The following is an 18,246-nucleotide window of genomic DNA, read 5'->3' as shown; positions in this document are numbered from 1 at the left end:
AGCCATACGGAACGAAGTGTAGTGAAGAATCCTCCGAGATGCTTCGTTAGACTCAGCATGACAAAATAGGATCATTTATTTTGTGGCTTACTCTAATTAAACTTCTCTGCTAATATACCAATTGTGTAAGTCCTAATCATCTCTTTTAGGGTTAGTCAAATGCCGAAAATCTCCAACTGCTGATTTAGTCATTTCCTGAACTGCTTCTAAATCCAGTGGAGGTGTTTCGCTTTCCATTCCCAACCAGAGGAGAAATTCAATATTACCTGCTGGGCCAGTTATGGGCGACCAAGTTAAACCTTTATACTTCCAACCCAACTCCAAAGCCGTTTTTAACACCTGAAAAATAGCATCAGCTTGGTCGCTAGAATCGCGGACAACACCCTTTTTACCCACGCGAGACTTCCCAACCTCAAATTGAGGTTTCACCAATAATACAGCCTCCCTGGGCGCTTGTGTTAATTGCCACAAAGCAGGCAAAATTTTAGTTAAGGAAATAAACGAAACATCCACCACCGCTAAATTAGGAAGTGTCGCATTTTCAGCATATAAATCTTCTGGTTTTAACTGCCTTAAATTGGTGCGTTCTTTTAAAATTACCCGTTCATCAGTTCTGATTTTCCAGTCAACTTGTCCATAACCAACATCAATTCCATAAACTTGTTTTGCACCAGATTGTAATAAACAATCAGTAAAACCACCCGTAGAAATTCCCCCATCTAAACAAATGCGTCCAGCTACAGAAATTCCAAAAAAATCTAAAGCTTTAGCGAGTTTTTCACCACCACGAGAAACAAAAGGAGGGCGTTCTTTAACTTGAATTTGAGCTTTAATATCAACTTCAGTCCCAGCTTTATCAATCATCTGTTGATTGACTGTCACTTCCCCAGCTTGAATTAGCCTTTGTGCTTGCTGACGGGAGGGGCATAAACCCAAATCTACTAATAATGTATCGAGTCTTTGTTTAACCAATTAATTTGATTCTCCTGTTAATATCAGACATAAAGTATAATTAATAATTTTTTCTTTATTAACCATAATTGATAATCTTGTTTATGGAGAGATTTTAAACTGAATTGATTGTGCATCATTTTTTTATGAACTCCTCAATTGACCTTTAAAGTTCACAAAACCCAATTTGTCTTTGAATTTTACAGGTGCAAATCCCTCAGAAAATTCTTTTGCCTAATTAAATTGAGGCGAAACCACCAAATCTCCAACTTGGTTCATATATCCATATCCATAGGAAAAACTGATGGGATATAGGTTTTCAGTTTTTGATATGTGGATGATGGGAAAAGCGATCGCACCTACCAATGCCAGCAATAATAGAATCAACAACCAAGACTTTTTCTGAAATCTCATTAGTATATGTTCTCCTGAGCATTGGTAGATGTAGTAATCAAATTTATCTACTATCCAGTAATATACAATACATTATGTAAAATGAGTTATCGCAAAAAGTACACCATCAGGAATATTGTCTGAATCAGGATTTTCAGGATTAAAGGATTTACAGGATTTAAAGATTTTCTAGATGTTAAAAGCTTATTATCAGGCACAAAACTTACCGGAGATAGCATAAACCTAGTAGTCTATCAACTGAAAAATGACAGGTTCAGATGTCAAATGTCTAACCTAAACATTAATGATGCAGATAGCACACACAGATTTTTAACACGGACACACTGATAGAAAATTGATTTTATCTGGAAAATTCCTACTCAAACAAACATCCTGAAAATCCTCAAATCCTGAAAATCCTGATTCAGACAATACGTAATCTTAAAAAAAGTAAACGCACCTTGCTAATAAAGCCAAAGTGCGATCGCTATCAAGTCCATCCAGACAGACTTTGTTTATATAGACGCGGTTTTCAATCGCCAGGGCTAAATATCAATCTCACTCAACTCACGAGTGATATAGTCAAAAGGCTCATCCACAAAAGCAGTATTAGCAATACCAGCAGCCGCTACTTGCTCCTTGACAAGACCTTTCATAATCTGGATACCCTGAACTGTCGAACCAATGGGTACACCCAAAGAATTGTAAGTTTCCCGGAGTCCTTGCAATACACGCTCATCAAGCACATTCATATTGCCAGCCACTAGCGCATAAGTGGCGTAGCGGAGGTAATAGTCCATATCCCTTAAACAAGCCGCAAATCGACGAGTTGTATAGGCATTACCACCAGGACGAATCAATTCTGGCAATTCTTCAAATAACTTAGCACCAGCCTGTTTAACAATAGCCGCCGCATTAGAATTAATTGCAGCTGCCGCTTGCACTCTGGCCGTACCAGTTTCAAAGTAAGACTTGAGACTATCGATCGCATTCCGGTCAAAATAACGTCCGGTTACGTCATAATTCTTAATTAAAGTTGTAATTGCATCGCGCATTATTTTTTCTCCCAATCATTAGCTATCTATGGTTTGATATTTATTTGGCTGCAATTATGCACCTGTAAACTTTTGTGCCATAAACAATAAATGCGGCACAAAAACTATTCATCCGCTATTTAAGGATTCTATGCCAAAGTTGACCCCTATGAGATGATATTTCCAGTTTTGTGCAGATGATGAAGAAAGGTTAATATAACCTGTAATCCAGATAATCTGTAACAAACACTACAAAACCACCTCAAGTCTAGTATTTACGATATTCCAGGTGGTGTGTCACAACTTGGGTTAGTTCAGCAGAAATTAAGATGCTTTGGCAGATTCTGGTTTTACTTTAGGAAATTGGGTACAGAAGGAGTAACTATGACAACCCCAAAAGAAGTCTTGAAGATGATTCAAGACAAAAATATTCAGATGATTGATCTGAAATTCATTGATACACCAGGGACTTGGCAACATTTGACCATGTACCAGGATCAAATTGATGAAAGTTCATTCACTGATGGTGTTCCTTTCGACGGTTCCAGTATTCGGGGTTGGAAAGGCATCGAAGAATCAGATATGACAATGGTGCTAGATCCAAACACCGCTTGGATCGATCCATTCATGAAAGAGCCAACCCTAAGTATAATTTGTAGTATTAAGGAACCACGCACAGGCGAATGGTATAACCGTTGCCCTCGCGTTATTGCCCAAAAAGCAATAGACTATCTTGCTTCCACAGGACTTGGTGACACAGCATTCTTTGGACCAGAAGCTGAATTCTTCATTTTTGATGATGTCCGCTACGACCAAACCGCTAATTCTGGCTACTACTACGTAGATTCCGTAGAGGGTCGTTGGAACACTGGTAGAGAAGAAGGCCCCAACCTGGGTTACAAAACCCGCTTCAAAGAAGGTTACTTCCCAGTTCCACCAACAGATAGCTTTCAAGATATGCGGACAGAAATGCTGCTAACTATGAAAGACTGTGGTGTACCGATTGAAAAACAACACCACGAAGTTGCTACAGGTGGTCAGTGTGAATTAGGTTTCCGCTTTGGTAAATTAATCGAAGCTGCTGACTGGCTGATGACCTACAAATACGTCATCAAAAACGTTGCCAGAAAGTACGGCAAAACCGTCACCTTCATGCCAAAACCAATTTTTGGTGATAATGGTTCCGGTATGCACTGTCACCAATCTATTTGGAAAGGTGGTCAGCCTTTATTCGCCGGTGATAAGTATGCTGGTATGAGCGAAATGGGACTATACTACATTGGTGGTATTCTCAAACACGCTCCAGCATTGTTAGCTATCACCAACCCCACTACAAACTCTTACAAGCGTCTAGTACCTGGTTATGAAGCACCAGTAAACTTGGCTTACTCTCAAGGCAACCGTTCTGCTTCTGTACGGATTCCCTTGTCTGGTAATAACCCCAAAGCCAAGCGATTGGAGTTCCGTTGTCCAGATGCCACTTCTAACCCTTATTTAGCCTTTGCTGCCATGCTTTGTGCTGGTATTGATGGGATTAAGAACAAAATTCATCCTGGTGAACCCTTAGATAAAAATATCTATGAACTTTCTCCAGAAGAATTGGCGAAAATTCCTTCTACACCAGGTTCTTTAGAATTGGCATTAGAAGCACTCGAAAACGATCATGCTTTCTTAACTGATACTGGTGTATTCTCAGAAGATTTCATCCAAAACTGGATTGACTACAAGTTAGTTAACGAAGTTAAGCAAATGCAGTTGCGTCCTCATCCTTACGAATTCTTCTTATATTACGATTGCTAATTGCAACGAGTAGTAAAGTCGCAAATTTGAAAGCCACCCTTGAGGGTGGCTTTTTTCAAAATCTGTTAGTTTCAGCAATCAAACAATAACTTTAGCTCATAGATGCGTGACTGCTACTATAAATTGTTTGTGTAGTGGGATCTATCTTCCCTTGAATGGGGTTCCAGTAATGGGATAGTTCTTCGGGAAGACCGAGTTCTTGTGCAGAACGCATCAGCATTGATTGTTGACGGTTCTTAACTTGTTGATGTTGACGTACCATTAACGCACGAGATTTTTCTTGAATAGACATAACTACAGTCCTCACTATTTCTTACTAATAGAATTTTTCCTTACACATTTATAGTAGCAAGATTTCTGTAGCGTATGTTACGGAATTGGAAATATGTTATAAAAGTTTACAATCTATCTAGCGATCGCTACACCTTTAATTCCCGAATTATTTAGACTGATTGGGGCGGTGTACGGAATATTATGGATCAATCCAAGAATTATACGTAGTCCAAGACGAGTATTTATTTCCAAAAAGCTTTATTCTTGATGGTGATTCCAATACAATAATTAACGGTAATAAAATTTAATCTATTGTTTATGTCTGACACCTTAACCAAGCTGACCTATCAGACTTTTCAACAAGGAAAGAATTACTTCAGTTTTGCTCATAAAATTTTAACTTCACGGTTAAGAAACTTAGTCCATCCCACACTAGCACCAACGAACCAATTTATACCTCAAGAAGTAATACCCAAACTACAAAACAGATTAAATCAGCTACTAGAAACCGACTGGCAAGATGCAGAAAAAGGAATATATCCCACTAGTGTATTATTTGATAATCCTTGGGAAGATTTTTTCCGCTATTATCCACTAATTTGGCTAGATTTACCCCTAATCTGGAAACGATCCACAAAAAATAGCCAACAAGATTTTTCACCAGAAATAGATAAAGACAGTTACCCTAGTTACTATTTGCAGAATTTTCATCACCAAACTGATGGTTATTTGAGTGACCTATCAGCCAATTTATATGACTTACAGGTAGAACTTTTGTTTGGGGGTGCAGCTGATGCCATGCGGCGACGTATTCTCGCCCCGCTGAAAAGCGGCTTAGAAAAATTTCAGTTTCTGTCACAAAAACAAATCCGAATTCTAGATGTAGCTTGTGGCACTGGGCGGACTCTGAAGATGATACGAGCAGCTTTTCCTCAAGTATCTTTATATGGTACAGATTTGTCGCCAGCTTATTTACGTAAATCTAATGAGCTATTATCTCAAAATCCGTTGGAATTGCCACAACTTTTACAGGCGAATGCTGAAGAATTACCTTATTTAGATGACTATTTTCATGTGGTAACTTCTGTGTTTCTTTTTCATGAGTTACCTAATACTGTACGTCAATCAATTATAGAACAATGCTTCCGGGTGTTAAAACCAGGTGGAGTCTTGATTATATGTGACTCAATTCAAAAAAGTGATTCACCTGAATTGACTCAGGTGATAGATACCTTCCCCAAAATGTTCCATGAACCTTACTACAGAGATTACACTACTGATGATTTGGGAGAACGTTTAGAGAAAGCAGACTTTGAAAAAATTGAGACACAAGTCCACTTTCTCAGCAAGTATTTTATTGCACATAAACCAGTTTAAGGTAACGCAGAAATACTCATTTGCTTCAGGCTAATGACCATTGACAGTCCTTTGCACCACAGACTGTTCTATGGATATCACACCGACTTTGACGGGTTAACCACAAGAAGTGCAATTCTATTATCTTCCTGCTTTCCGGCTTCCCTAATATATAGACGGCTAATACAAAACAGCAGCAGTTGAGGAAAACTAGTCGAGTACGTATATGAGTTACTAAGTCATACCATTTGAGATTTTGGATTCTCACAGAGTTAATGGATCAACTTTCTAGAATATCCATTGATCACAATCCTTGTGCTTGATTGGTATCACTAATACACGCTAGATTTTCCACAATTACTAGATGTTTCAAGGGAATACTCAACGATCGCTCAGTTGTGCAGTTGTGTAGTGCTTTAACTGTCTATGTCTTGAGTCAGAAGAGATGAAATCTGGAACGATGAATGAGTTATGTAGTGCTTTAACTGTCTATGTCTTTGGTCGAAGAAGATAAAATTTGGAACGATGGATAAGCTATGAAATGCTTTAACTGTCTATGTTTTGGTTCGACAAGTTGTGTCAAGGATCTTAAACACCCAGTTCGCAGGTAATTTGATTCCTTTGCTGGTAACGAATTCTCCTACAAGCGGTCTGAAGCTACGGTTGCTAAACAACTGAATGGATATTTCTGAAATATTCCATTGACTCTCTACGTCCACTACCACGATGAGGGGCTGGCTGTTCTGGTTGGTTAGGCCCTGGTTTGGGATTATCAGCCAGTAGCTGTTGTGAACCAGAACCAGCAAGCAAGAGGTAGGAAAGACGAGTAAGCATCGCTTCGCCGTTAAAAGCTAAGGAGCCGAATACCAGACTCGATACTAAAAGTGAAATGGCAGCACGCATAGTAGATGTCTATTTTAGAACTCTCTACTTCACTGATACTTAACATTTGTATGATGATCCGGACAATTTATCAAAAAGTATTGTATGTGACTGCAAAAAAATCAATTTGATACTTCGTCGATATATTCGACAAGTAGCCAGTGACCAGATGAATTGAGATGTCCCCAGGCGGTAAGCTTTTGTTGCTGAGGAAGGGCTTGCAGTTGCTTGTCAATATGCGATCGCAATGTCACAATTCGCCAAGTTATATCTGAAAATTCAGTGGGATTGATAATAGTAAATCTATAATCTTGTTGGTCTAAGCGATTAAAAATGCCTATGAAACAATCAAGATTCGAGTAATCATACTGATGAACCAATAAAGCGGGGCAATTGCCACTGGAGAGATAAGTTTCTGGGTTATCCAAATAATGAATTTGCCAGTCTAACCACTGTGGATGATTGCTTGGTAAATTAAATAGGGGAACAATTGCGGTAGGCGATCGCTCATCAGTTAATAAAGCAGTTTGCAACTTCCTCACCGGTAAATCCCTGGGCTGACATTCTAGCTCACAACATAGAGCAGCTGCCATACCCGCCGCTTGACCAATACCCATCACTACAGGCTGTAGTCTGGTTGCCCCATTTGCTATGTGAGACACAGAAATATTCTTTTCACAGACCAGCAAACCATCTGTAGACTTAGGAATTAGACAACGATAGGGAATGGTAAAGGGTGTTCCAGTCCAACGTCCCCCCCAGCGAATAGATTTAGGTTGCAGTGAGAACTTAACACCAGGGTAATGGTGATCATTGGCGTAGTTACCAACAGCAACTGTATCATCAAAGTTAGCTGCCACATTACCACCTGCTAATGGCAGAATATCCTGCTCACAGACAGTAATTAATCCCTCTAAACGGCGACTTTCCCGGTAGTAGGGATGCAGCGCAAAAGCTGGAGAAAGACCAGGAAAAACTCCTGCTGCTAAACCGTAGCGCCTACCAAGCTGAGTTTGGATAAAATGGGCAAAGTTTTGACTATGCCAGAAACATTCTTGCTCAAACTCACGTCTTGCTATCTCCGACTCTATCAAACGATCCGCCTTTTGACCGTAGTCGTTGCCACAAATAGGCCAATTAATCATAAATCGACCCCCTGGCAATCGTCCATAATTCAAAAACTTATCAGCGCCATAATCTAACCAAGCGCCTGTAAACAAAGATGGATCATAATGAGGAGCAGGTAGAATTTCTGGGGCGACACTTTCACCAAAATCTTGCATCACAACTACCCAAGTTGGTGATTGCACTGGATACCTTTCGGTGAGAGCATTAGGGGCAATAGGGGCGCTAGGTTCTCCCCACTCTGACTGCAATTCCCAACCCCAACGGTAAGGCACTTCCCCCAAAGCCAATAAATCCCCTAATTCTGTACCATCAAGAATAATTTTGGCGTTAACAGTGAAGTCTGCGAAGCGTACACCCGTAATACAGTCTCCCTGACGCAAAACCTCTAACGGAACTTTTCCCGAAATCCATTGTAAATTCGGTAACTCTTGCACCCAATTAGCAAAAATTTCTGCACCAACACGCGGATCATAGCTAAAAAAGCTCACCCAACTATTATCTAATCCTCCCTGCTGTCGTTGGCGCAACTCTTGTAAAAACGCACCCCATAACCCAGTTTGAAAAGCTTCTAATTCATTACCATCAGGTGCAGATACCCCCGCTGAGGTGAGCATTCCTCCCAACCAAGCAAATTCACTCACAAGGATGGTTTTAGCGCCTCTACGCGCAGCTTGGATAGCCGCAGCAGTTCCACCAGTTCCACCTCCGACAACTAGGACATCGGCTGTATAATTTTGATTCACAATATTATGTATTAAATCAATTTATCATGCTGATTATATATTGCATTACATTAGCCTCTGAATATTTACTTCTCAACTCAGGTGATAATCTTTTTGTTGCTTCCCCAATGATTTCAAAATTGCGAATTACAGCATCTTGAATCATCTTGGTTGCCATAAATTTCTTTTACCACCTTTCGTATATTCTTCTATTCGTTCAATAAATTCTCGAATATTAGTTAAATATAAACTCTGATTTTTTATAAAAAAATAGCCTCATTCAATACTTTATCTCTAATTAATTCATGTAAATTATTAGGTTCAGCAATATCTAGTTTTCGTCATTTACAAAAAGCAGATACAGCATCTCATCATTTATATTACCATTGGAAATGGCAAAACTTGCGTAGAAGAAGATGCAATTAATTTATGTTTAGTTGCTGATTTATTATCAGTAGGAATACCGCGAAATGATATTATTTTGAGTTTTCATCATCCCATGAATAATGCTGGGATTCAAATGGCTGTTAAAACCTTTTACAGATGACGTGAAGTATGTCTCTATTGTATCCAAATTCCTATGATTTCAGGAAATTGCCTTTGAGGACTTGTTTAACATATTAAAGGAGTAGATTCAAGTGATCAGGGAGGGTACGCAGATGTATAGATAATTCATACCGGTAGATATTTAATTTCACTATTAATGAGGATACAGGGTATTAAATATCTTCCTGTATACTCTCTTAACATCCGTATTTCAAGAAACGATTATATTTACATCAAGGTTCTGGTGACGGACTGGGAGTGTGAACCTAAAATTAAAGATGAAATAAAGTTACTATGGGTGCAGGATTACAAATTGCTGAAATAGCCTAATCAAGAGGATTTATAATCTAAAGTCCTAAGTCCAAAATTGGTATTGAGATAGGCAGAATTACAAACGGCAGTATTCTGACAAATTCAGGCATCTATTGATTTTAAGAAACCCCCACCCATCCCCATCGTCTTTAACCAGGCTGCTCCTCTGACCAACACTATTTCAGCCCTCTGTTAAGCAGGTTTTATATATGAATGACCAACAACAAAGAACTAACCGTAATATTTCTTCAGGTGTGATAGCAGCTGTCTCAGCTGCGGTTGTGGCAGTAAGTGGTGGTGTAGCTTGGATTACTTCTCAAACGCCCAATACTCCCACACCAGTAAATCCCTCTCAAAGCATCAGACAGCCACAACAGCCATTGACTACGCAGCCAGCTAATGAACAGACTGCTAGTATATATTGGCTCAGACCGAAAGAAACAGGTGTTGAGTTGGTTCCACAACCTCTCAAAATTGCGGCTGCACAACCAAACCAAGCTTTAGAAAAGGCTTTCCAAGCTTTATTAGCGGGGCCAACGGAAGGTACAAATTCGACAACTATTCCTCAAGGAACTCAATTGCTAGGAATGAAGGTGGAAAATAATGAAGTCCACGTAAATTTATCAGAAGGTTTTACCAGTGGTGGTGGTAGTACTTCAATGATGGGTCGTGTCGGTCAGGTTGTCTACACTGCGACAACTTTAAATCCCGATGCCAAGGTGTTTATTGAGGTAAATGGCCAACCTTTGGAAGTTTTAGGTGGTGAAGGTGTGGAAATAGAACAGCCACTAACTCGTAAAAGCTTTAACCAAAATTATCCGCTTTAGCAAATAATCAATGGTCAGTGGTCGATTTAGCAAAAAATAAACTAATGACCAATGACCAATGACTAACTTTTATTTAGTACCCTGAAGCTGCGAGCTTGCTGTTCTAGCCTGGTGTCTTCTGTAAGAGAGGTTAGGCCAAGGAGATGCTCCGCGTAGCTTGCTTCCTCGGAGGGGTACGCCGCAGGCATTGCAAACCCGGTTACACAAATCAAAAATCATTCCGTCTTCTACCTGATAGTAAGCGCAAGTTCCTTCACTGCGGCGGCTAAGGGTTCCTGCTTGCCACATTACTTTCAGGTGCTTCGATACGTTTGCCTGAGACGTTTGTGTTGCCTCTACCAACTCTTGCACACATTTTTCTTCATTCCGTAGCAAGTGTAGCAGCCGCAGATGCATCGGCTCACTTAATAGGCTGAAGTATTCAGCGACTGGTTGCACTACTTCTGGTGGTACAGGCAACGTTTGTTTCATCAGGATTAACCAGCAAGTACTTAGAGCTTTAACAATGACTCATTTTATAGGTTAATACTTAATCAGGGTTAATTCGCATCAAAGGTTGACCATATTCAACTGCTTCACCATTCTGCACCAAAATTTCCATCACCTGTCCAGAGACTTCGGCTTCAATTTCGTTCATCAGTTTCATGGCTTCGATGATACAGACTGATTGACCGCTACGAACGCGATCGCCTACTTCCACAAATGCTGCTTCACCAGGCGCAGGTGCGCGATAAAATGTTCCCACCATTGGGGACTGCACTTCTACCAATCTGGCTGAGGGCGTATTCACTGATAACGGTGATTGCGCCCCAGCCACAGAATTATCACGACTTGTCGCGGCTTCTGGTAGGGTTGTGGGTGCTGTTTGGTTAACTGATGTCAATCCTGAACCTACCACACCGCCTAAGGTCGCTTGACCTACGGATAGGACATGATTGCTGACACCTTTCCGTACTGTTAGCTCAAAGTCATCGCTTTTTAGCGTTACTTCGGCAATATCCGTTTGTGCAATAGTTGCCAGTAGTTGGCGGATTTCATTAAAGTCTAATGGCACAGTTTTTTTTACCTCGACCTAACCGTAAACGAGAATCTTAAGTGTGGCAGGGATTTAATCCCTATATAACAAGGGATTGAAATCGGTATTACCAATTTTGGACTTTGGATTTTGGATTGTAATTGCAAAAATTATTACCCATGACCCAATCATTATCCCAACTTGGTTTCAGGAGAGATAAAAATTATTCCCTACCCAAGTATTTATCTTCCCTGGTATCAATTTTAATCCGTTCTCCTTGGGTAATAAACAAGGGAACCATTATGGTTGCACCAGTTTCCACAATTGCGGGTTTAGTACCACCTGTTGCAGTATCACCTTTAACACCAGGATCTGTTTGGACAATTTCCAGAACTACAGAATTAGGCAGTTCTACTTCTAGCACTTGTTCGCCCCAACGAATAACGTTGACTTCCATACCTTCTTTGAGGTATTTCACGCGATCGCCAATTTCCGCTACAGTCAATCTGCCTTCTTCATAGGTTTCCATATCCATAAAGACTAACTCTTCGCCATCTTTATAGGTATGCTGCATTGTAATTTTTTCCAGAGTAGCTTGTGGCAAAGATTCCCCAGCTCGGAAAGTTTTTTCAAGTACTTTCCCACTCTGGACATTTCTTAGTGTTGTTCGCACAAAGGCAGAACCTTTGCCCGGTTTAACGTGAAGAAAATCTATCACTCGCCATACAGACCCGTCTAAGACAATAGAGACACCGGGTCGAAAGTCGTTACTAGAGATCATGAAACTTTCAAATTTGGGAAGACAATCGGCATTTATTGTACCCTTCCAGGGTCGTAATTTGTCAGTTGTTATTCGTCTTTAGCCTCAGGACTCAGCACTCAAAAATCAGTACTCAGTACTCAGGACTGTTACTGTGGGAAGATAATTGATGTGTTACTTCCAATCAAAAATTTGATGCTGCATTTGAGAAATTCCATGTTTAACTTCATAAAGTCCGGGCTAAAACATAGCCTAAAGGCAATACTGCTGGGAACAATACTTTTAGGTCTAAGCACAGCCTGGTGGACTCCCTCTAGTCACGCCGCCCTGCCAGCGGGGAATGCGATCACCGACGGCAAAGCTTTGTTAAGGTATGCACTGCCAATTGATAACAAACCGGTACGCAAGCTGCAAGCTAGTTTAGAGGATATTTCTAACCAACTACGAGCAAATAAGCGGTGGGGTGCGATCGCTAACGACCTCAAGCAAGCATCACGGATTCTCGACAAACCTTCCCAAATCTTAGCAAGCGTTCCCACAGAACGCCAACCCCAAGCGGAAGCTTGGATTACGGATTTACAATCTGGTGTGACAGAACTGCGAGAAGTAGTCAAAACTAAACAAAAAGAACCTATTCTGGAAGGCAGATCCAAATTACTCAGCCTAGTTAGCTTGCTGGAAGAGTCAATGGTGAAGGAATTCCCCTTTGAAGTCCCTGCTGAATACAGTAATTTACCCCAACTCAAAGGCCGCGCTACCATTGCCTTCAAAACTAACAAGGGCAACCTTAAAGTAGTAGTAGATGGTTACAGCGCCCCTGTAACTGCTGGTAATTTTGTTGATTTAGTACAACGAGGTTTTTACAACGGTTTAGAATTCACCCGTTCCGAACAATCTTATGTACTGCAAACTGGAGATCCAGTCGGCAAAGAAGTAGGTTTTATTGACCCAAAAACTGGTGAATACAGAGCTATTCCCCTAGAAATTTTAGTGGAAGGCGAAAAAGAGCCAACTTACGGAATTACCCTTGAACAAGCTGGCCGTTATCTCGATATGCCAGTATTACCCTTTTCTTCCTTTGGTGCATTAGCAATGGCACGTCCTGAAAGTGACGTAAATGGTGCTTCTTCCCAAGTTTTCTTTTTCCTCTTTGAACCAGAACTTACCCCCGCTGGACGCAATCTTTTAGATGGCCGCTATACAGTGTTCGGCTATCTAATAGAAGGTAAAGAAATTTTAGATAAGCTGAACGCAGATGACAAAATCGAATCTGCAACTGTTATTCAGGGTTTAGAAAATTTAGTTGAACCAAAAACAGCTTAATTAATTATTGTTTGTAGTTGGTGCTTTATCACTAAAATACCAACTACAAACTCAACCTAAACCTAAACATTGCTTGAAAATGCAGATAAATTAAACCAAAATAGCTTCTCCTAATCGTTTTAAAATTTGTACAACTTCAGCTAATTCATGTCTTCTAGGAAATAGGGAAAATGTGCATGATATGTCGTATTAAGATTTATCAACTAGAGTTAATTTAATAAATATAAATTCATCACCATTTGTAGCCATACCAAATACAGATTTATCTGGGTGAAGAGTAGTTAACATATAAGCTAATAAATGCGATATTGCGGCAACAACTGGAATGCTATTTCGTTTAGATTCAACTACAAAAATCATCTGCGTCTATCTGCGTTCTATTCTTACTGCTTGTACCTCACTTGAATGGGAATTGCTATAAATGGTTATGCAAAATAAATTACAAGGCTCTACAATCCAATATTTAGTAATTTATAAGGCTGTATATTCAGACTATTTACCATGAAAAATCCTTCCACAAACCCTAAACGTATTTTATTTTTACATCCCAACTTTCCCGCCCAATTTCGCCACTTGGCTATAGCTTTAGCAAAAGATGATAATTACCAAGTTGTGTTTGGTACTAATCGTCAGGAAGGAACAATACCTGGTGTAAATAAAGCTATTTATATACCTTCCCGTCAAGCTGCTCCACAAACTCATCATTATGTCCGCAATTTAGAAAACGCCGTTCTCACAGGACAAGCTGTATATAGAATAGCAGAACAACTCAAATTCCAGGGTTTTATACCAGATATAATTTACGGTCATTCTGGTTGGGGTCCAACATTATTTATGAAAGAAATTTTCCCCAAAGCTGAATTATTATGTTTCTTTGAATGGTTTTATCATGCTCACGGTTCGGATGCCGATTTTGACCCCAGTGAACCTTTAAATGCAGATGATCAATGCCGGATTCGTATAAAAAATGCACCGATTTTGATTGATTTATATAGTTGCGATCGCGGTCTTTCTCCAACTAATTGGCAGCGTCAACAATTTCCTCTCGAATATCATAGCAAAATCACTGTCTGTCACGATGGTATTGATACTAATTTTTTCCACCCCAATCCAGATGCTAAATTAGTTTTACCTCGGATTAATCTTGACCTTTCTCATGTAGAAGAATTAGTAACGTATGTAGGCAGAGGAATGGAACCTTATCGGGGTTTTCCTCAGTTTATGGAAGCAGTAGCATTAATTCAACAACGACGACCAAATTGCCATATAGTAGTTGTAGGAGAAGACAGAGTAGCCTATGGAAAATCTCTTTCTGATGGCAAGAGTTATAAACAGTTAATGTTAGAAAAGTTAGATTTGGATTTATCCAGATTACACTTTACTGATTTACTTCCTTATCATGAATATCTCCAAGTTTTACAAGCTTCCTCAGTCCATATTTATTTAACGCGTCCTTTTGTTTTATCCTGGTCAATGTTAGAAGCAATGGCTGCGGGTTGTTTGTTAGTGGCTTCTAATACTCCACCAGTTTTGGAGATAATTAATGATGGAAAAAATGGACTTTTGGTAGATTTCTTTTCTCCTCAAAAAATTGCAGATAAGGTAAACGAGGCATTGGATAATTCTCAAGATATGAAAGCCATTCGTGAAGCAGCACGAATGACTATAGTGAGGGATTATGATTTGGCAACATTATTACCGCAGCATTTAAATTGGTTGTTGGGCAGAGCATAGGGCTTGCTGATAGCGTGGCGTAAGCCATAAAAGTCTTTTCGTTAGGGCTAGGAGTCGAAAAACCGATGTCAAATAGTAATTTATCTTCCCTGCGAGTTCGAGATATTGGTGAACAAGGTCTTTTAGAAAGATTACAACGCTTTTGTCCTTCAGAAGTGATTGGTGATGATGCGGCTGTTTTGGAAACTTTGCCAAATCAATCTTTGGTAGTGACTACAGATATGTTGGTTGATGGTGTGCATTTTAGTGATGTTACCACTTCCCCAGAGGATGCAGGTTGGCGGGCTGCTGCCGTAAATTTATCAGATTTAGCAGCAATGGGTGCTTCTCCCTTGGGGATAACTGTCGGGTTGGGTTTACCTGGAGATGTCAGCGTTGATTGGGTAGAAAGACTATATCAGGGCATGACAGAATGCTTGCAAAGGTACAATGTGCCTATAGTTGGTGGTGATATTGTGCGATCGCCCATCACCACTTTAGCAATTACTGCCTTTGGTCAAGTTAACCCCAATTTTATGATCCGTCGTTCTTCTGCACAGATAGGAGATGCGATCGTCGTTACAGGTATTCATGGAGCTTCCTGTGCAGGCTTAGAATTACTCTTACACCCAGAAATAGGTCAAAACCTCAAAACTGAAGAAAAGGCAGCTTTAATCAAAGCACACCAGCGCCCTAACCCACGTTTAGATATCCTCCCCATCCTCAAAGAAATCCTCAATTCTCCCTGCCCCCTGCCCCCTGCCCCCTACCCTCTTCCTGTTGCCGGTATGGATAGCAGTGATGGTCTAGCAGATGCTGTATTACAAATCTGTCGCGCCAGTAAAGTAGGCGCAATCATAGAACACAAACGAATTCCCATGCTGTCAACTTTAAACCAGTGGGTAACAGCAGAGCGAATTCTACAATATGCCTTATACGGTGGGGAAGATTTTGAATTAGTTCTCTGCTTACCACCAGAACCTGCATTAGCATTAGTCCAACAACTAGGTGCAGATGCCGCAATTATAGGTTCAATTACACCAGGCTTAACAGTAATATTGCAGCATGAAAACGAAGAAATCCCCAACCAAGTTCTGAGTCTCAGTCAGGGATTTCAACATTTTTAATCACCACTCAGTACTCAGTACTAAACTATGCCCACTTCGCAGCTACTAATTCAGCCAAATCTAGAACTCGTTGGCTATAGCCCCACTCGTTGTCATACCAAGCCATAACTTTGATCATGTCATTGCCCATAACAATAGTTAAGTTGGCATCAACAATAGAAGACTCATCAGAACCTTGGTAATCAGATGATACTAAAAGTAGTTCACTGTAGCCTAAAATTCCTTTGAGTGAACCTTCAGAAGCATCTTTAAAAGCTTGGTTAACTTCTTCCGCAATAGTGTACTTCTCAACCTGAACCACAAAATCCACCATCGAAACGTTGGGGGTAGGTACACGCAAAGCTGTGCCATTTAACTTACCCTTAAGTTCAGGAAGTACCAACGCCACTGCCTTAGCCGCACCAGTTGAAGTGGGGACAATGTTGATGGCTGCTGCTCTCGCCCGACGCAAATCACGGTGAGAAGCATCTAGTAAGCGCTGGTCACCAGTGTAACTGTGGGTGGTAGTCATAGTGCCTTTGATGATGCCAAATTTTTCATTTAACACCTTGGCAATAGGAGCCAAACAGTTAGTGGTACAGCTGGCGTTACTGATAATGTTGTGCTTGTTGTGGTCATAATCAAGATGATTTACACCCATAACAAAAGTGCCATCCTCATTTTTACCAGGTGCGGTAATGAGAACCTTTTTTGCACCAGCATTGACGTGTCTCATTGCTCCTTCTTTGCTGGTGAAAACGCCGGTAGATTCGATAATCAGATCAATGTCCCATTCTTTCCAGGGCAAGTTATCTGGGTTGCGATCAGATACACACTTAATGGTATGACCGTTGACTGTGATGGAATTATCATCAGCCGAAATTTCCGCATTTTGTAACTTCCCTAGCATCGAGTCATATCTAAGGAGGTGAGCATTGGTTCTAGGGTCTGAGGTGTCATTGATAGCAACAAGTTCAATTTGGCTATTTTCTCTACCTACCCAACAGCGTGCGAAGTTCCGTCCAATGCGCCCGAAACCGTTAATTGCAACTCTAATCACAGTGTCTTGCCCTCTGTATTTATGCCTATAAGTTGATATCGTTGACCCCAATCATATCGCAAAGGGGGAGAGTGTTTATAACCATAAAGTGTTGAATCTTAAAAAAAACACAGAATTTATTCAGAATTGTTGGAGTAAAGGTTGTGTTTAGTGATGTAATAGCTGACCGACTCCGGGACTAAACCATGAACTGAATGACTGACGCGACAAAATTCCCGGATTATACTTGATGAAACTCCTACTAAAGGTGTAGGCAGTAATTGCCAGTGAATGGTATGCGATCGCTCTGCTTGTCGGAGGTATTGTGTCAGCACTGACTTTTCAGTTTGCTCTTTCAGTTCTTGTGCCACTTGCTTGCAGATTGACTCACTTTGAGCTATAGTCTCACCACCTAGCAGTCGGGGTGCGATTAACCAATCACACATTTGTGCTAGTTTGTGTCCAAGATACCAACGGGGTAAAGTTTGGAAAGCATCCAAACCAATAATCCAGTACCAATGAGTATTTGGATAGGAAGTAGATAAATCAATCAGGGTGTTGATAGCATAAGAAGTCCCAGAGCGTTCTCTCTCAATTAGTGAGACAGTAAACGCTGGGTTGTTTACCGTGGCTAGTTTGAGCATTGCTACTCGATGCTCAAACAAAGCCGCTTGTTTATGAGGAGGATTTCTTGATGGCACCCAAATCACCTGTTCTAGGTGTAATTGAGCCAAGGCTATTTCAGCTACAAGCAGGTGTCCCCGATGAACCGGGTCAAATGTGCCGCCAAAAATTGCTAGTCGCTGCATCAAGTTTAGGGATTGGGGGATGGTGTTAGGGGCAGATAACAGTGATCAACTGACCTTTCTACCTGGACTTATACTTTGAGTCCAGGGACATCTTGCTGCAACCAATTGAATTCAGTTGAATAATATTTTCACTGCCAATGTACTATTGTAGTCAATTCACCCTGAGCCTTGAGGTAATTTCAAATCAGGAGCTAATTCCAGTAAGGTACTCAATGATATGTATTTAACATTACCAGATTTTTTTCCCGATGTAGTCT

General features: G+C 40.5%; 19 protein-coding genes and 1 pseudogene. 7 read left to right on the top strand and 13 right to left on the bottom strand.

Annotated features, from left to right (window positions below; all coding sequences use genetic code 11):
* Positions 1-132 precede the first annotated feature (132 nt).
* The 3 genes from VB713_RS00240 to apcB all read right to left on the bottom strand — a co-directional run bounded on the left by VB713_RS00240 (position 133) and on the right by apcB (position 2,399).
* Entirely contained in the window at positions 133-972 is an 840-nt protein-coding gene (locus tag VB713_RS00240; protein ID WP_323309579.1) for a TlyA family RNA methyltransferase, read from the bottom strand.
* A gap of 213 nt (positions 973-1,185) precedes the next feature.
* Positions 1,186-1,365: a hypothetical protein gene (locus VB713_RS00235; RefSeq protein ID WP_323309578.1), complete on the bottom strand. Its 180-nt coding sequence runs from the start codon at positions 1,363-1,365 to the stop codon at positions 1,186-1,188.
* Positions 1,366-1,889: 524 nt separating this feature from the next.
* On the bottom strand, positions 1,890-2,399 hold the full coding sequence (apcB, locus tag VB713_RS00230) for an allophycocyanin subunit beta (RefSeq protein ID WP_015212563.1): 510 nt from the start codon (positions 2,397-2,399) through the stop codon (positions 1,890-1,892).
* Positions 2,400-2,762: 363 nt separating this feature from the next.
* Here apcB and glnA point away from each other — a divergent pair, with 363 nt between their 5' ends.
* Complete coding sequence (gene glnA / locus VB713_RS00225) at positions 2,763-4,178, top strand: type I glutamate--ammonia ligase (protein WP_323309577.1); 1,416 nt, start codon at positions 2,763-2,765, stop codon at positions 4,176-4,178.
* A gap of 91 nt (positions 4,179-4,269) precedes the next feature.
* Here glnA and VB713_RS00220 read toward each other — a convergent pair whose 3' ends face one another.
* Positions 4,270-4,470 (bottom strand): hypothetical protein, encoded by a 201-nt coding sequence (locus tag VB713_RS00220; protein ID WP_323309576.1) that lies wholly within the window; start codon positions 4,468-4,470, stop codon positions 4,270-4,272.
* A gap of 299 nt (positions 4,471-4,769) precedes the next feature.
* Between VB713_RS00220 and VB713_RS00215 the strand changes: the two genes are divergently transcribed.
* Positions 4,770-5,828, top strand: coding sequence for a class I SAM-dependent methyltransferase (locus VB713_RS00215; protein WP_323309575.1), 1,059 nt, complete (start codon positions 4,770-4,772; stop codon positions 5,826-5,828).
* 645 nt (positions 5,829-6,473) lie between these two features.
* Here VB713_RS00215 and patX read toward each other — a convergent pair.
* The 3 genes from patX to VB713_RS00200 form a co-directional block, all read right to left on the bottom strand.
* Positions 6,474-6,710, bottom strand: coding sequence for a heterocyst-inhibiting protein PatX (gene patX, locus VB713_RS00210; RefSeq protein ID WP_015212567.1), 237 nt, complete (start codon positions 6,708-6,710; stop codon positions 6,474-6,476).
* A 101-nt stretch (positions 6,711-6,811) separates the two neighbouring features.
* Entirely contained in the window at positions 6,812-8,563 is a 1,752-nt protein-coding gene (locus VB713_RS00205) for an FAD-dependent oxidoreductase (protein ID WP_323309679.1), read from the bottom strand.
* Positions 8,564-8,576: 13 nt separating this feature from the next.
* The gene (locus VB713_RS00200) at positions 8,577-8,705 is read right to left on the bottom strand and encodes a HepT-like ribonuclease domain-containing protein (protein WP_323309678.1); all 129 of its coding nucleotides are present in this window, start codon (positions 8,703-8,705) and stop codon (positions 8,577-8,579) included.
* 177 nt (positions 8,706-8,882) lie between these two features.
* Between VB713_RS00200 and VB713_RS00195 the strand changes: the two genes are divergently transcribed.
* Both VB713_RS00195 and VB713_RS00190 read left to right on the top strand, forming a co-directional pair.
* A complete protein-coding gene (locus tag VB713_RS00195) occupies positions 8,883-9,086 on the top strand; it encodes an element excision factor XisI family protein (protein WP_323309677.1) in 204 nt (67 codons plus the stop codon).
* A gap of 520 nt (positions 9,087-9,606) precedes the next feature.
* Entirely contained in the window at positions 9,607-10,224 is a 618-nt protein-coding gene (locus VB713_RS00190; protein ID WP_323309574.1) for a GerMN domain-containing protein, read from the top strand.
* Between the two features lie 62 nt (positions 10,225-10,286).
* Here VB713_RS00190 and VB713_RS00185 read toward each other — a convergent pair.
* The 3 genes and pseudogenes from VB713_RS00185 to efp all read right to left on the bottom strand — a co-directional run bounded on the left by VB713_RS00185 (position 10,287) and on the right by efp (position 12,020).
* Positions 10,287-10,695 (bottom strand): annotated as a pseudogene (locus VB713_RS00185) (ArsR/SmtB family transcription factor).
* Positions 10,696-10,753: 58 nt separating this feature from the next.
* Positions 10,754-11,278 carry an acetyl-CoA carboxylase biotin carboxyl carrier protein gene (gene accB / locus VB713_RS00180; protein WP_323309572.1) on the bottom strand — a complete coding sequence of 175 codons (525 nt, stop codon included), beginning with the start codon at positions 11,276-11,278 and terminating at the stop codon, positions 10,754-10,756.
* Positions 11,279-11,462: 184 nt separating this feature from the next.
* Positions 11,463-12,020 carry an elongation factor P gene (gene efp, locus VB713_RS00175; RefSeq protein ID WP_323309571.1) on the bottom strand — a complete coding sequence of 186 codons (558 nt, stop codon included), beginning with the start codon at positions 12,018-12,020 and terminating at the stop codon, positions 11,463-11,465.
* A 195-nt stretch (positions 12,021-12,215) separates the two neighbouring features.
* On the opposite strand from efp, the gene VB713_RS00170 reads away from it, so the two are divergent.
* The gene (locus VB713_RS00170) at positions 12,216-13,322 is read left to right on the top strand and encodes a peptidylprolyl isomerase (RefSeq protein WP_323309570.1); all 1,107 of its coding nucleotides are present in this window, start codon (positions 12,216-12,218) and stop codon (positions 13,320-13,322) included.
* 189 nt (positions 13,323-13,511) lie between these two features.
* Here VB713_RS00170 and VB713_RS00165 read toward each other — a convergent pair whose 3' ends face one another.
* Positions 13,512-13,682 carry a hypothetical protein gene (locus VB713_RS00165; protein ID WP_323309569.1) on the bottom strand — a complete coding sequence of 57 codons (171 nt, stop codon included), beginning with the start codon at positions 13,680-13,682 and terminating at the stop codon, positions 13,512-13,514.
* A gap of 141 nt (positions 13,683-13,823) precedes the next feature.
* On the opposite strand from VB713_RS00165, the gene VB713_RS00160 reads away from it, so the two are divergent.
* On the top strand, positions 13,824-15,056 hold the full coding sequence (locus VB713_RS00160; protein WP_323309568.1) for a glycosyltransferase family 4 protein: 1,233 nt from the start codon (positions 13,824-13,826) through the stop codon (positions 15,054-15,056).
* A 65-nt stretch (positions 15,057-15,121) separates the two neighbouring features.
* A complete protein-coding gene (gene thiL, locus VB713_RS00155) occupies positions 15,122-16,162 on the top strand; it encodes a thiamine-phosphate kinase (protein WP_323309567.1) in 1,041 nt (346 codons plus the stop codon).
* Between the two features lie 25 nt (positions 16,163-16,187).
* Here thiL and VB713_RS00150 read toward each other — a convergent pair whose 3' ends face one another.
* Complete coding sequence (locus VB713_RS00150; protein WP_323309566.1) at positions 16,188-17,201, bottom strand: type I glyceraldehyde-3-phosphate dehydrogenase; 1,014 nt, start codon at positions 17,199-17,201, stop codon at positions 16,188-16,190.
* A gap of 116 nt (positions 17,202-17,317) precedes the next feature.
* A complete protein-coding gene (gene nadD, locus VB713_RS00145; protein ID WP_323309565.1) occupies positions 17,318-17,989 on the bottom strand; it encodes a nicotinate (nicotinamide) nucleotide adenylyltransferase in 672 nt (223 codons plus the stop codon).
* Between the last annotated feature and the right edge of the window lie 257 nt (positions 17,990-18,246).

It is taken from the genome of Anabaena cylindrica UHCC 0172 (genome assembly GCF_034931625.1).
Classification (GTDB): domain Bacteria; phylum Cyanobacteriota; class Cyanobacteriia; order Cyanobacteriales; family Nostocaceae; genus Anabaena; species Anabaena cylindrica_A.
The sequence above is the reverse complement of the archived record's forward strand: the minus strand, read 5'-3'. Positions and strand labels throughout refer to the sequence as shown.

Bases quoted from the DNA above. Each gene is read 5' to 3' on its own strand.
- VB713_RS00235 (WP_323309578.1), bottom strand. From the start codon at position 1,365: ATGAGATTTCAGAAAAAGTCTTGGTTGTTGATTCTATTATTGCTGGCA.
- apcB (WP_015212563.1), bottom strand. From the start codon at position 2,399: ATGCGCGATGCAATTACAACTTTAATTAAGAATTATGACGTAACCGGA.
- glnA (WP_323309577.1), top strand. From the start codon at position 2,763: ATGACAACCCCAAAAGAAGTCTTGAAGATGATTCAAGACAAAAATATT.
- VB713_RS00220 (WP_323309576.1), bottom strand. From the start codon at position 4,470: ATGTCTATTCAAGAAAAATCTCGTGCGTTAATGGTACGTCAACATCAA.
- VB713_RS00215 (WP_323309575.1), top strand. From the start codon at position 4,770: ATGTCTGACACCTTAACCAAGCTGACCTATCAGACTTTTCAACAAGGA.
- patX (WP_015212567.1), bottom strand. From the start codon at position 6,710: ATGCGTGCTGCCATTTCACTTTTAGTATCGAGTCTGGTATTCGGCTCC.
- VB713_RS00200 (WP_323309678.1), bottom strand. From the start codon at position 8,705: ATGATTCAAGATGCTGTAATTCGCAATTTTGAAATCATTGGGGAAGCA.
- VB713_RS00190 (WP_323309574.1), top strand. From the start codon at position 9,607: ATGAATGACCAACAACAAAGAACTAACCGTAATATTTCTTCAGGTGTG.
- efp (WP_323309571.1), bottom strand. From the start codon at position 12,020: ATGATCTCTAGTAACGACTTTCGACCCGGTGTCTCTATTGTCTTAGAC.
- VB713_RS00170 (WP_323309570.1), top strand. From the start codon at position 12,216: ATGTTTAACTTCATAAAGTCCGGGCTAAAACATAGCCTAAAGGCAATA.
- VB713_RS00165 (WP_323309569.1), bottom strand. From the start codon at position 13,682: ATGATTTTTGTAGTTGAATCTAAACGAAATAGCATTCCAGTTGTTGCC.
- VB713_RS00160 (WP_323309568.1), top strand. From the start codon at position 13,824: ATGAAAAATCCTTCCACAAACCCTAAACGTATTTTATTTTTACATCCC.
- thiL (WP_323309567.1), top strand. From the start codon at position 15,122: ATGTCAAATAGTAATTTATCTTCCCTGCGAGTTCGAGATATTGGTGAA.
- nadD (WP_323309565.1), bottom strand. From the start codon at position 17,989: ATGCAGCGACTAGCAATTTTTGGCGGCACATTTGACCCGGTTCATCGG.